Here is a 13,529-nt window from a genome sequence, read left to right on the forward strand (position 1 = left end):
AGCCATGGCACTGTCTGCCACTGGGATGCGGGTCACCCAATTCGAGGCCCTGCGACCGCATCTGATGTCGGTCGCCTACCGGCTCACCGGAACCGTGGCCGACGCCGAGGACATCGTTCAGGAAGCCTGGCTGCGCTGGTCAGCGCAGGATCGGGCGATCGAAGACCTGCGCGCCTGGCTCACCACCGTGGTGAGCCGGCTGGGTCTGGACCGGTTGCGGTCGGCGGCGCATCGCAGGGAAACGTATACCGGCAACTGGCTGCCAGAACCGGTGGTGACCGGATTCGACGGCGCTGATCCGCTGGGAGTTGTTGTCGCACAAGAGGATGCCCGGTTTGCGGCGATGGTGGTGCTGGAGCGGTTGTCGCCCGATCAGCGGGTCGCGTTCGTGCTGCACGACGGGTTCTCGGTCCCGTTCGCCGACATCGCCGACGTGCTGGGCGCCAACGAAGCCGCCGCCCGGCAGCTGGCGTCGCGGGCGCGCAAGGCCCTGGCGTCGGAGGCGGCCGATGCGCCGCCGAAGCCGGACCCCACCCACAACGAGGTGGTCGGCCGGTTGATGGCCGCCATGGCCGCCGGGGATCTGGAGACCGTGGTGTCGCTGCTGCATCCCGACGTGACCTTTACCGGAGACTCGAATGGCAAGGCGTCCACCGCCGTTCAGGTCATCCACGGCGCAGACAAGGTGGTTCGGTTCATGTTCGGCCTGGCCCGACGCTACGGCCCGGCATTCTTCACGGCGAATCAGCTGGCGTTGGTCAACGGCGAATTAGGCGCCTACACAACGGGTTTCGCCGGCACCGACGATCATCGGGACATGGCACCACGGATTACCGCGATGACGGTGCGCGACGGAAAGGTCTGTGCGATATGGGATATCGCCAACCCCGACAAGTTTACCGGGTCGCCACTGCGGCCTGACTCGGCTCGGTAGCCCACGGGACGCGGCACGCATCGCCGGAATTGAAGCCCTGTTCGGTGATCCCCAGCGCCGCGTACATCCGCGCCCGCATGTTCTCGATGCCGATCTGATAGGTCAGCTCGATTGCGCCGGCATCCCCGAAGCGGGCCCGTAGGTCGGCGACCTGCTCGTCGGTCACCGAATGAGGATCGGTGGTCATCGCGTCGGCGTAGGAGATGGCGGCGCGCTCGTCGTCGTTGAAGCGGGGCGAGGTCGCGTAGTTGTCGATGTCCTTGAGCCTTTCGACGTCGAGACCGTCGAGGCGCTGCAGCATCGCGCCGAAATCGACACACCATGAGCAGCCGATGGTGCGGGCGGTCCAGAACACCGCGAGTTCGCGCGCGCTGGCGGGCAGCGTTCGCGAGGCGCGTTGCAGCATGGTCTCGTGGACGGCGTTGGCGACCAGCAATCGTGGGTGATGCGCGGCGACGGTGAACGGCTCGGGAACCTCACCGAAGCGCCGCTTGGCGACCCGGTACATGGCGCGCACCAGCAGGCCGGCGCGCTGTGGAGGCAGGGGTTCGATGCGGGTTTTCTGTGTCATACCCATCAGACGAGACAGGTCGTGAAAGTGTGACGGCTCCAAGGATCCGCCAAGGATTCGCCGAGGGTGGGCTCGCAGTCTGGCGTCGTGTCGTCCTACTCGTATATCGCTGAGCTGCCGGGGCTCGAGGACATCGAGCCGCTGATGCACACCGCTGTGCTGGTTGCCAGGTCGCGTGTGGACCAGGGGCGTATCCGCGCTGTGGTAGAGGAGATCTTCGCCGCCTACCCTGCCTTGGGCACCGTGTTCGAGCCGTTCTTCGACTGCTGGGCGGCTCGTCCGGGCGGTGGCTGGGGCTGGGCCGTGGAACCCCCGGGGGTTACCGACGTCGATGTCATCGCGCGGCAACGCGCTTCCTTCGACATGCGCACCGGCCGGTTGTTCGCGGTGTCGCTACTGCCCGGCGCTCCGGAACGGGTGGTGCTCAGTGCCAGTCACCTGTGCATGGATGCGCCGTCCTGGCAGTGCGTTGTCGAGCAGCTGCTGAGGGCCTGCCCAGCTCTGGTGCCCGCTTGACCTGGCGAGCAGCCGCAAAAGCCCCCGACACGCCGGGCGTGGTGGAGCTTTTGCGGCTGCTCGCGAGAGGAAGTCAGCGCGAGAACATCAGGGCGCGCTTGACCTCTTGGATGGCCTTGGTCACCTCGATGCCGCGTGGGCAGGCGTCGGTGCAGTTGAACGTGGTCCGGCAGCGCCATACCCCGTCGACCTCGTTGAGGATGTCGAGGCGTTCGGCGGCGGCCTCGTCGCGGCTGTCGAAGATGAAGCGGTGTGCGTTGACGATCGCGGCCGGGCCGAAGTAGCTGCCCTCGTTCCAGAACACCGGGCAGCTGGTGGTGCAGGCCGCGCACAGGATGCACTTGGTGGTGTCGTCGTAGCGGGCGCGGTCGGCCTGGCTCTGAATCCGTTCGCGGGTAGGCGGATTGCCGCTGGTGACCAGATACGGCTTGACCGCGCGGTAGGCGTCGAAGAACGGCTCCATGTCGACGACGAGGTCTTTTTCCACCGGCAGCCCGCGAATCGGCTCGACGGCAATGGTCAGTTGCTTGCCGGGCTTTTTCGGCAGCAGGTCACGCATCAATACCTTGCAGGCCAACCGGTTGACGCCGTTGATGCGCATGGCGTCCGAGCCGCAGACGCCGTGCCCGCAGGACCGGCGGAACGTCAGCGTCCCGTCGAGGTAGCCCTTGATGTACATCAGCAGGTTGATCAGCCGATCGCTGGGCAGGCACGGCACCCGGAAGCTCTGCCAGCCGCCGGTGGCCGCAAACCGCTCGGGGTCGTCGGGGTTGAACCGGGCGATCTTGACCGTCACCATCACCGCGCCCTCGGGAACGGGCGGTAACGGGGGCTCCAACCGGGGCTCGACAGCGTCGTCAGCCGTCATCAGTATTTCCGTTCCTTGGGTTCGTAGCGGGTTTGGACGACGGGTTTGAAGTCCAGCCGGATGTCGCTGAGCAGCTCGGCCCCAATTTCTTTGTAGGCCATGGTGTGGCGCATGTAGTTGACGTCGTCGCGGTTGGGGTAGTCCTCGCGGGCATGCCCGCCGCGGGACTCTTTGCGATTCAGCGCCCCGACGACGGTGACCTCGGCCAGCTCCAGCAAGAAGCCCAGTTCGATGGCTTCGAGCAAGTCGCTGTTGAAGCGTTTTCCCTTGTCGTGCACGGTGATTCGGGAGTACCGCTCCTTGCACGCATGGATGTCGGTCAAAGCCTGCTTCAGGGTCTCCTCCGTGCGGAACACCGCGGCGTTGTTGTCCATGGTCTGCTGCAACGCGTGACGGATGTCGGCGACCCGCTCGTTGCCGTGCTCGGAGAGAATATCGTTCACCCAGCCCACAACCATGGCTGCCGGCTCCGGCGGCATCTCGACGAAGTCGTGGCCGCGCGCATAGTTGGCTGCGGCGATGCCCGCGCGGCGACCGAACACGTTGATGTCTAGCAGCGAATTGGTGCCCAGCCGGTTGGCGCCGTGCACCGACACGCATGCGCACTCGCCGGCCGCGTACAGGCCGGGCACCGGGTGGGTGTTGTCACGCAGGACCTGTCCGGTGACGGTAGTGGGGATGCCGCCCATCACGTAGTGGCAGGTCGGGTAGACCGGGACCAGTTCGTGCACCGGGTCCACGCCCAGGTAGGTGCGGGCGAACTCGGTGATGTCGGGCAGCTTTGCTTCCAGCACGTCCTCGCCCAGGTGGCGCACGTCGATGTAGACGTAGTCCTTGTGCGGGCCGGCGCCGCGGCCCTCCAGGACCTCCAAAACCATTGAGCGGGCGACGATGTCGCGCGGTGCCAGGTCGACGATGGTAGGGGCATAGCGCTCCATGAAGCGCTCACCCTCGCCGTTGAGGAGCCGGCCACCCTCGCCGCGCACCGCCTCGGATATCAGGATGCCCAGGCCGGCCAGCCCGGTCGGGTGGAATTGGTGAAACTCCATGTCCTCCAAGGGAAGTCCCTTGCGGAAGACGATGGCGATGCCGTCGCCGGTCAAGGTATGCGCGTTGGAGGTGGTCTTGTACATCCGGCCCGAGCCGCCGGTGGCGATGACAATGGCCTTCGCATGGAAAACATGGATATCGCCCGTCGCCAACTCATAGGCAACAATCCCGGTGGCCACCGGACCGGCTGCGGTCTGGGTGAGCGCCAGGTCCAGCGCATAGAACTCGTTGAAGAACTCCACGTCGTGCTTGACGCAGTTCTGGTAGAGCGTCTGCAGGATCATGTGGCCGGTGCGGTCGGCGGCGTAGCAGGCCCGGCGCACCGGCGCCTTGCCGTGGTCGCGGGTGTGCCCGCCGAAGCGGCGCTGGTCGATGCGGCCCTCGGGGGTGCGATTGAACGGCATCCCCATTTTCTCCAGGTCGAGCACCGCGTCGATGGCTTCCTTGCACATGATCTCGACGGCGTCCTGGTCGGCCAGGTAGTCGCCGCCCTTGACGGTGTCGAAGGTGTGCCATTCCCAGTTGTCGTCTTCGACGTTGGCCAGCGCGGCGCACATGCCGCCCTGCGCGGCGCCGGTGTGGCTGCGGGTGGGATACAGCTTGGTCAACACCGCGGTACGGACCCGCGGACCCGCCTCCACCGCCGCTCGCATGCCGGCCCCGCCCGCGCCGACGATCACCACGTCGTATCGGTGTTGGTGGATCACGACTGCCGCCAACGAGGCAGTGGGGGCGCCTCCCGGTAGCGGGGGCGTGGGGGCACCGCCCGCTTGCGGGAACGAGGTGGCGAAAACATGTGCGCCTTTCAGGAGATGTTCGCGTCGAAGGTCAGCAGCACGTAGGTGCCCAGCACCAAGGTGAACGTCATCGACACCGCCAGCAGCGAATTGAGCCAGAACCGGGTGGAATCCTTGCGGGTGTAGTCGTCGATGATGACGCGCAGGCCGTTGCCGCCGTGCAACTGCGCCAGCCACAACAACAGCAGATCCCAGGTCTGCCAGAACGGAGAGTTCCAACGCTGCGCCACGTAATTGAAGTCGATGCGATACACCCCGTTGTCCCACATCAGCCCGATGAACAGGTGACCCAGGGCCAAGAACACCAGCACGACCCCGGAGAAGCGCATGAACAGCCAGGCAAATTTTTCGAAGTTGGGCATACCGGCGCGGCGCCGCGGCGAACGCGGATTGTCCAGGCTGGCGGGGCGGTCGAAGCTGCGCTGCAGCACGGGTGCGTGTTGACGTCCGGGTGCGCTCATCGGAAGTGATCCATCATGTGGATACCCAGCACCACCGCCGCGGGCACCAGGATCAGCAGCCACATGACGCCGACGATTGCCAGCATCAGCCGCTGATAGCGCGGCCCCTGCGACCAGAAATCGATCAGGATGATCCGGATCCCGTTGAGAGCGTGGTAGGACACCGCGACCACCAGCCCGAACTCCATCAGGCCGACAACCGGCGTCTTATACGTGCCGATCACCGAGTTGTACGCCTGGGGGCTTACCCGTACCAGCGCGGTGTCCAGGACATGGACGAAGAGAAAGAAGAAGATCGTCGCGCCGGTGATGCGATGCAGCACCCACGACCACATGCCGGGATCGCCCCGGTACAGGGTCCGCGGCGGGCGCCGTCTGCGTGATGATCCAGACGTTGGGTTGGGCACCTTGTTGGGCGTCTTCTTAGGCAATGCCGGATCCGCGGTTGTCGCCTTTGTACTCAGACCGTCCTCACCGCCTTCAAAACCGTCACCAACAGCTCTAGCCGGGCAATCGAGCTTAACGTGACCAGGTCCGCGGGCGGTACCGACAGTCCGATCGCGATCGTGTGTCGCGCGGCCCGTCGTTGCCGACGTTGCTCGTACCGTTCGGGTTAAGGTGGCTTACCGAGGTCAGCCCATCGTCGAGCGGGGTCGCAGATGCCTGATAAGGATTGGGATATGCTGCGCGACAAGGCAATTCATGCAGCTTCCGGAGCGTATGCGCCGTATTCGCGATTCCCGGTCGGTGCGGCAGCGCTGGTTGACGACGGCCGCGTCGTCACCGGCTGCAATGTGGAGAATGTCTCCTACGGCCTCGGCTTGTGTGCCGAATGTGGAGTGGTGTGCGCCTTGCATGCCACCGGGGGCGGCCGGCTGGTCGCGTTGGCATGTGTGGACGGCGCCGGGTCGGCATTGATGCCGTGCGGGCGCTGTCGTCAGTTGTTGCTCGAACACGGCGGCCCCGAGCTGTTGATCGACCACCCCGGCGGGCCCAGGCGGCTCGGCGACCTATTGCCGGAGCCTTTCCGTGCTGATCTGGCAGCTGATCCGGTGGCTGATCTGGCAGCTGATCCGGTGGCACGGCAACGCGGGCCGAAGCGGCCCGGAAACGATGAGCCCGATCGCGAAACATTGTGACCAGTGCGAAATTTGACGCATCGGCAGTTTAAAGATCCTATGGCAAATTAATAAAGCAGTGATGAGATCGTGATCAAACCGTGATCACCCTTATTAGGGTCACCCGTGATAGGGCAGTGATTGGATCGTAATAAGGTTGTGATCGAATGAATATGTCATATGTAACTGCCGTTCCGGAGGCGCTGGCGGCGGCGGCGGCGGATATCACCGGCATTGGGTCGACCGTGACCGCCGCTAATGCTGCGGTGGCGGGCCCTACCACAGGGCTGCTGGCGGCCGGCGCCGATGAAGTATCGGCGGCCGTCGCGGGGCTGTTCAGCTCGCATGCCCGGGAATATCAAGTATTGAGTAGTCAGGCAGCGGCTTTTCATGAGCAGTTCGTCAATGCCTTGGCCGTCAGTGCGAATTCGTATCTGACCACCGAGGCGGCCAACATTGCACCGTTGCGCAACTTCCTGCAGGGGTTGCTCGGTCTGGTCGGTGCGCCTACCGGCGTAAACGGCCGTCAGTCTGTGACAAACGGCAGCACCGGCGGGCATGGCGGGTCTGCCGTACCAAGCAGCGGCAGCTCCGGATCGGGAGCTGGCGACGCGACGGCTGCGGTCAGCGGTCACGACGGGAGCGTTGCGCCGGCCGGCACCGGTACCGCTGGTGCCGCGGCGCTCGGTTCGAGCTCGGCCGCCACGACGAGCACGGCCAGTGGCGCCACGGCCACGGCGAGCGCGGCTGCGACGACAGCACCGGTTGGCACCACCGGCGGCACCGGCACCACCGCCGCGGCGGTCAACCCGAATACCGCGAGCTCGACGAGCGCCGGTAGCGGCACCACCGCCCTGGCGAGTGCGGCTACTGCGGCCGCATCCACCACACCGGCGCTCACTGGCAGCACCGGAGGAACCGGTGTGACGGCGACCTACACTCCGACGGCGCAGTGGAATAGCGGCTTCACCGCGAATTACACGATCACCAATACGGGTACGACTCCATTGACGAACTGGCAGCTCCAATTCGACCTGCCGACAAACGAATCCATCACCAACCTGTGGAACGGTCAGGTGTCGCAATCCGGTTCGCACTACACCGTCACCCCGGCGAGCTACAACGGCACGATCGAACCCGGCAAGTCGGTCACCGTTGGTTTCCAGGCCGCGCAGAATGGCGCCTACTCGCCGCCAACACATTTGCTGGTCAACGGACAACCCGTCGGCGGTGACACCGGCGGCACCGGCACGGGTACGAGCACCGGCGGCACCGGCACGGGTACGAGCACCGGTGGCACGGGTACCAGCACCGGTGGCACAGGTACGAGCACCGGTGGCACGGGGGCCGGCGCTACGGGCACGGGGACCGGCGGTACGGGCACGGGGAGCGGCGGTACGGGAACCGGGACCGGCACGGGCAGCACCGGCGGTACCGGGATCACGGCGACATACGCCCCGTCGTCGCAATGGAACAACGGGTTCGTCGCCAACTACACGATCACCAATACGGGCACCAGCCCCGTGACCGACTGGCAGCTCCAATTCGACTTGCCCTCAAACGAATCCATCACGAATTTGTGGAATGGACAGGTCGCCCACTCGGGCACGCACTACACCGTGACCCCACAGAGCTATGACGCCACTATCGCCCCCGGCAGCTCGGTCACTGTCGGCTTCCAGGCCGCGCAGACCGGCACCTACTCGCCGCCGACGAATCTGCTGGTGAACGGGCAACCTGTCACCGGCGGCACGAGCACCGGCGGGACCGGCACGGGGGGCACGAGCACCGGCGGGACCGGCACCGGCGGGACCGGCACCGGGGGCACGAGCACCGGCGGGACCGGCACCGGCGGCACGAGCACCGGCGGCACCGGCACCGGTGGCAGCACCCTGATCACATCCCAGTACGGAACGACGACGATCCAGAACGCCTACGTCGTTCAAAACAACGCATGGAACAACCCCGGCGGGCAGTCGATCAACGTAACCCCCACCGGGTTTACCATCGCCACCGAAAACGGCTCGGCTCCCACCAACGGCGCCCCGCTGGGATACCCGTCGATATACGACGGCTGGCACTACGGCACCGGTTCACCCGGCACCAACCTGCCGATTCAGTTGAGTCAGATCCAGACCGCCACCAGCAGCGTCAACTACACCTACCCCTCCAGCGGTATCTATGACGCCTCCTATGACATCTGGCTGAACCCCACGCCGATCACCACCGGCGTCAACCAGCAGGAAGTGATGATCTGGTTCAACCACACCGGACCCATCCAGCCGGTCGGCTCGGTGGTGGGCAACGCCACCATTGACGGCCAGAGCTTCCAGGTGTGGAAAGGCAGTAACGGCCAAAACAACGTGGTGTCCTACGTCGCGACCACGCCGATCAACTCCTGGAACAACTTCGATGTGATGGGGTTCATCGACAACACCCAAACCCTGGAGCCGGTCACCGATTCGTGGTACCTCACCAGCATTCAAGCCGGCTTCGAGCCCTGGAGCGGCAGCGTCGGCGCGGGGGTCGATTCCTTCTCCGCCCTCGTCAACGGCGTTTAACCCCGACTGAGGGGAAGTGCCAGGCCAGCTGGCCAGCGTTTCGGCAGACTTGACTCGGATTAGCACGCGCTGTGATCGCGGGTGTTGATGGCCGGGATGGTGCGAAGGAGTTTCTTTGTACCCCAGAGCGTTTGGGTTCAATCCGGTGCTTGCAATGACCGGGCCGGAAACCGACTCAGTTCTTTGGTGGTGGTTGGGGTTGGAAGGGGTCGTACCACCACCAATCGGCGCGTTCGCCGATGGGCCCGGGGTACGGCGGGACGGTGGGCGGGGCTTGGGTTGGTGGGCGTGCCAGCGACCCTGCGCTGAGTTGCCGGCCGCAGGTATCGGTGATGGTGGGATTGGCTGCGGGTGCGGTGATGGTGATGATGCCGCGGTGGTGGCTGCGGTGGTGATAGGGGCAGAGCAGTACCAGGTTGTCCAGCTCGGTGGCGCCACCGTCTTCCCAATGGCGAAGGTGGTGTGCGTGCAGGCCACGGGTGGCGCCGCAACCGGGTACTGCGCAGGTTTGGTCGCGGTGCTCGAGAGCGCGGCGCAGCCGGCGGTTGATCACGCGGGTCGCCCGCCCGGCGCCGATGAGCTGACCGTCGCGTTCGAACCAGACTTCAGCGGTGGCATCACAGCTGAGGTAGCGGCGCTCGGCGTCGGATAGCAGCGGACCCAGATGCAGCGCCGCGATGCGGTCCTTGACATCGACGTGCACCACCACCGTGGTGTGTTGCCCGTGGGGCCGGCGGGCCACCTCGGCGTCCCAGCCGGTGTCGACCAGCCGCATGAACGCCTCGACGGTGGTCGGCAACGGCGGCGTGCTTTCCGATGCGGCCCTGTCGTGATCGTGTTTCCACTCGGCAATCAGGGCATCACGATAAGACGCCAGCGCGGCGTCGAATTTCGCTGCGTCGTCATGGGCAAGTCTGATCCGCCAACAGCTGCCCTGCTCGTTGGTGGTCTTGGTGATCGAGGGCTGCGGGTGCGGCCGAGGATCGGGTTCGGGTCGCGGTTCGAGCTTGACCGCGGTGCGCAGTTGGTTGACGGTGGCGACGCGCGCCAGCTGCACGTAATGCTCATCAGATCCCGCACCAGCCCGCGCGGCGATGACGCCGATTTGATCCAGCGACAGCCGGCCCTCCCGCATGCCCTGGACACACCGTGGAAACTCCTCGAACCGGCGCGCCACGGTGGTGATCGTGTGGGCGTTTGTCGAAGACGAGCCGAGCTTCCAGGCCAGCAATGCCGCCACCGACCGCGCACCCGTAGCACCACACAGCCCGCCGCGATCCATTTCGGCGGCGATCTCCACAATGCGCCCATCAATCGCATTGCGCTGACCGGCCAACTCCGCCAACTCCTCGAACAACACCTCAAGACGCCCGCCAGGACCGGCCACCACAGCATCCGCGGGCGCACTCGACGACATGACCTCATCATCGCAGCCACCACCGACAACACCGGCCCGCCCGATCTCCGCACGCAACGCAACAACTCAACCCGCCGCGACCACTGCCAATCCCGATTCGCGAGTCAACACAAGAACCCCCGGAGCCGGTCACCTACTCGTGGTACCTGACCAGCATCCAAGCCGGCTTGGAGCCCTGGAGTGGCAGCGTCGCCGCGGGTTCAATTCCTTCTCCGTCCTCGTCAACGGCGTTCTATGACGGTGCCCAACGGCATACCCCGACCGGGCCATCGCGGCTGCCCGCCGCGAAGGTCGTCACCCGCCGTGTCGATTGGCGGAAGCGGGGCATTCGACGAGAACGGCTGCAAGTCAGGTGCACGTCGCGCGAGGTACCCTCTATCGCGTGCTCGACGATGAGCTGTTGGAAGCTGCTGCGAGACAAGACAAACGACGAAGCGACCGAAGCGTATCTGCCGTCCGGTTGGGCGCGCCGCGCGCCGAGGAATCCTCTTGACGGACTTCGAATTCGATGCGCCGACGGTAATCCGGACCAAGCGCGACGGTGGTCGGTTATCTGATGCCGCGATCAACTGGGTGATCAAGGCCTACACCGATGGGCAAGTCGCCCCGGAACAAATGTCGGCGTTGCTGATGGCGATTTTCTGGCGCGGCATGGACTCCGGCGAGACCGCCAGCTGGACGTCGGCGATGCTGGCCTCGGGCACCCGGATGGATTTCACCGATCTGTCGTTGCCGACCGTCGACAAGCACTCCACCGGTGGGGTGGGTGACAAGATCACCCTGCCGTTGGTTCCCGTCGTTGTCGCTTGCGGCGGCGCGGTGCCGCAAGCGGCGGGTCGTGGACTCGGCCACACCGGCGGGACCCTGGACAAGCTGGAATCCATCGCCGGGTTCACCGCGAAGCTGTCCAGTCAGCGGTTGCGCGAACAGCTTCGGCAGGTCGGCGCCGCGATCTTCGCCGCCGGCGAGCTGGCGCCGGCCGATGCCAAGCTCTATGCGCTGCGCGACATCACCGGCACCGTCGAATCACTGCCGCTGATCGCCAGCTCCATCATGAGCAAGAAACTGGCCGAGGGCACGCGCGCGCTGGTGCTCGACGTGAAGGTCGGCGCTGGAGCCTTCCTGAAATCCGAGGCGGAGTCCCGCAAACTGGCCCACACCATGGTCGAGCTGGGCACAGCCCATGACGTTCCCACGCGCGCGGTGCTGACGGACATGAACTCGCCGCTTGGGTGCACCGTCGGCAACTCGCTCGAAGTGGCCGAGGCCCTGGAGATACTGGCCGGCGGCGGACCGCCCGACGTGGTGGAGTTGACCGTGCGGCTGGCCGGCGAGATGCTGCAACTCGCCGGCATCGACGGCCGCGACCCGGCACAGACGCTGCGTGACGGTAGTGCGATGGACCGGTTTCGTCGGCTGATCGCCGCGCAGGGCGGCGATTTGTCGAAACCGTTGCCTATCGGTGGGTGTTCGGAAACCGTCTCGGCCGGCCGGAGCGGCACAATGGGCGACATCGACGCGATGGCGGTGGGTTTGGCGGCATGGCGGCTCGGTGCGGGCAGATCCCGGCCGGGCGCACGGGTACAGCACGGGGCGGGGGTGCGGATTCATCGTCGTCCCGGGGAGCCGGTGGTTGCCGGTGAACCGCTGTTCACGCTGTACACCGAGGCTCCCGAACGCTTCGGGCCAGCGCTGGCCGTGCTCGACGGTGGCTGGAGCGTCGGGGAGACCGGGCCGGCCGTGCGGCCCCTGATTATCGATCGGATCACCCGATGACCGCTGCGCTGACTCTTCAGCTGATCCGGCAGGCACCGAAAGCCCTGCTGCACGACCACCTCGACGGCGGGCTGCGTCCGCAAACCGTGCTGGACATCGCCGGCCAGATCGGCTACGACGGGCTGCCCGCCACCGATATCGACACGTTGGCAACGTGGTTTCGCACCCGGTCGCACAGCGGCTCGCTGGAGCGTTACCTCGAGCCGTTCTCGCACACCGTGGCCGTGATGCAGACACCGGAGGCGTTGTATCGGGTCGCCTTCGAATGTGTGGAAGACCTGGCTGCCGATTCGGTGGTCTATGCCGAGGTGCGCTTTGCGCCCGAACTGCACATCGATCGCGGGCTGTCGTTCGACGAGGTCGTCGACGCGGTGCTTGCCGGGTTCGCCGAAGGCGAGAAGGCGTGTGCCGGCGCCGGCCGGACCATCAAGGTGCGCTGCCTGGTCACCGCGATGCGGCATGCCGCAGTGTCCCGGGAGATCGCCGAGCTGGCGATCCGGTTCCGGGGCAAGGGGGTTGTGGGCTTCGACATCGCCGGCGCCGAGGCCGGCCACCCGCCAACGCGGCATCTGGATGCTTTCGAGTACATGCGAGACAACAACGCGCGCTTCACGATTCACGCCGGCGAGGCGTTCGGATTGCCGTCTATCCACGAGGCGATCGCGTTCTGCGGCGCCGACCGGCTGGGCCACGGGGTGCGGATCGTCGACGACATCGACGTCAGCCCCGACGGGGATGTCCGGCTGGGCAGGTTGGCATCGATCCTGCGGGACAAGCGGATTCCGCTGGAGCTGTGCCCCAGTTCCAACGTGCAGACCGGCGCCGTGGCCAGCATCGCCGAGCACCCGTTCGACCTGTTGGCGCGCACCCGCTTCCGGGTCACCGTCAACACGGACAACCGGCTGATGAGCGACACGTCGATGAGCCTGGAGATGCACCGGCTGGTGGAAGCGTTCGGCTACAGCTGGAGCGACCTGGAACGGTTCACCATCAATGCGATGAAGTCGGCGTTCATCCCGTTCGACGAGCGGCTGGAGATCATCGACGAGGTGATCAAGCCGCGGTTCGCGGTGCTGATCGGGTAGTTACCCGGAGGTGCCGTTGCTGCCGGGGGCGCCGTTTGTGCCGATGGCGCCCCCAGTGCCGGTGACGGCCGGTCCGCCGACCGATGTGGGTGTGCCCCCTTTACCGCCTGGCCCGCCGAGGCCGAATCCTCCGGCGGCACCGCCGCCCGCGCCGGTGCCCGCGGCGCCGCTGACACCCTGCCCGCCGGTCAGCAGGCCTCCGGATCCCGCTACGCCGCCAGCACCGGCGGCACCACCCTGACCACCGTCACCGCCGGCCCCGCCGCCGCCGCCTAGACCGCCCTGGCCTCCGTACACCGAGCCGGCTGGGGAGTTGCACGTTGCGCCGCCGCCGTGGCCGCCCGCGCCGCCACCACCGCCCTGACCGCCGCCACC

General features: G+C 66.2%; 9 protein-coding genes and 6 pseudogenes. 8 read left to right on the forward strand and 7 right to left on the reverse strand.

The annotated features are described in order from the left end of the window. Positions 1-25: 25 nt before the first annotated feature. Entirely contained in the window at positions 26-934 is a 909-nt protein-coding gene (locus EET13_RS06040) for a sigma-70 family RNA polymerase sigma factor (RefSeq protein WP_122441440.1), read from the forward strand. Here the strand turns inward: EET13_RS06040 and EET13_RS06045 are convergent. Next, positions 897-1,517: pseudogene (locus EET13_RS06045) on the reverse strand (carboxymuconolactone decarboxylase family protein); the annotation flags it as partial. The gene EET13_RS06040 and the pseudogene EET13_RS06045 sit on opposite strands and share 38 nt — an antisense overlap. Positions 1,518-1,649: 132 nt before the next feature. On the opposite strand from EET13_RS06045, the gene EET13_RS06050 reads away from it, so the two are divergent. Then, a complete protein-coding gene (locus EET13_RS06050; protein ID WP_122441441.1) occupies positions 1,650-2,021 on the forward strand; it encodes a condensation domain-containing protein in 372 nt (123 codons plus the stop codon). A gap of 73 nt (positions 2,022-2,094) precedes the next feature. Here the strand turns inward: EET13_RS06050 and EET13_RS06055 are convergent, their stop codons facing one another. From EET13_RS06055 to sdhC, 4 genes are all read right to left on the reverse strand, one after another. Next, positions 2,095-2,889 carry a succinate dehydrogenase iron-sulfur subunit gene (locus tag EET13_RS06055; RefSeq protein WP_122441431.1) on the reverse strand — a complete coding sequence of 265 codons (795 nt, stop codon included), beginning with the start codon at positions 2,887-2,889 and terminating at the stop codon, positions 2,095-2,097. Further along, positions 2,889-4,646 (reverse strand): succinate dehydrogenase flavoprotein subunit, encoded by a 1,758-nt coding sequence (sdhA, locus tag EET13_RS06060; RefSeq protein ID WP_122441432.1) that lies wholly within the window; start codon positions 4,644-4,646, stop codon positions 2,889-2,891. The genes EET13_RS06055 and sdhA overlap by 1 nt, the downstream gene beginning before the upstream one ends. 98 nt (positions 4,647-4,744) lie before the next feature. Then, complete coding sequence (locus tag EET13_RS06065) at positions 4,745-5,197, reverse strand: succinate dehydrogenase hydrophobic membrane anchor subunit (RefSeq protein WP_122441433.1); 453 nt, start codon at positions 5,195-5,197, stop codon at positions 4,745-4,747. Then, entirely contained in the window at positions 5,194-5,532 is a 339-nt protein-coding gene (gene sdhC / locus EET13_RS06070; protein ID WP_236969088.1) for a succinate dehydrogenase, cytochrome b556 subunit, read from the reverse strand. Before sdhC ends, EET13_RS06065 begins: the two co-directional genes overlap by 4 nt. A gap of 324 nt (positions 5,533-5,856) precedes the next feature. On the opposite strand from sdhC, the pseudogene EET13_RS06075 reads away from it, so the two are divergent. The 4 pseudogenes from EET13_RS06075 to EET13_RS06095 all read left to right on the forward strand — a co-directional run. Then, a pseudogene (locus EET13_RS06075) lies at positions 5,857-6,234 on the forward strand (cytidine deaminase); the annotation flags it as partial. Positions 6,235-6,488: 254 nt separating this feature from the next. Further along, positions 6,489-7,523: pseudogene (locus EET13_RS32235) on the forward strand (PE domain-containing protein); the annotation flags it as partial. Positions 7,524-7,769: 246 nt separating this feature from the next. After that, positions 7,770-8,060: pseudogene (locus EET13_RS32545) on the forward strand (cellulose binding domain-containing protein); the annotation flags it as partial. 246 nt (positions 8,061-8,306) lie between these two features. Next, a pseudogene (locus tag EET13_RS06095) lies at positions 8,307-8,876 on the forward strand (GH12 family glycosyl hydrolase domain-containing protein); the annotation flags it as partial. 175 nt (positions 8,877-9,051) lie between these two features. Here the strand turns inward: EET13_RS06095 and EET13_RS06100 are convergent. Beyond that, entirely contained in the window at positions 9,052-10,293 is a 1,242-nt protein-coding gene (locus tag EET13_RS06100; protein WP_122441443.1) for an HNH endonuclease signature motif containing protein, read from the reverse strand. Positions 10,294-10,782: 489 nt separating this feature from the next. Here EET13_RS06100 and EET13_RS06105 point away from each other — a divergent pair, with 489 nt between their 5' ends. Then, positions 10,783-12,069 carry a thymidine phosphorylase gene (locus tag EET13_RS06105; RefSeq protein ID WP_122441435.1) on the forward strand — a complete coding sequence of 429 codons (1,287 nt, stop codon included), beginning with the start codon at positions 10,783-10,785 and terminating at the stop codon, positions 12,067-12,069. Beyond that, entirely contained in the window at positions 12,066-13,154 is a 1,089-nt protein-coding gene (locus tag EET13_RS06110; protein ID WP_122441436.1) for an adenosine deaminase, read from the forward strand. The genes EET13_RS06105 and EET13_RS06110 overlap by 4 nt, the downstream gene beginning before the upstream one ends. Here the strand turns inward: EET13_RS06110 and EET13_RS30215 are convergent. Further along, a pseudogene (locus EET13_RS30215) lies at positions 13,155-13,529 on the reverse strand (PE family protein); the annotation flags it as partial.

Origin of the sequence: Mycobacterium attenuatum, assembly GCF_900566085.1 — a bacterium.
Lineage (GTDB): Bacteria > Actinomycetota > Actinomycetes > Mycobacteriales > Mycobacteriaceae > Mycobacterium > Mycobacterium attenuatum.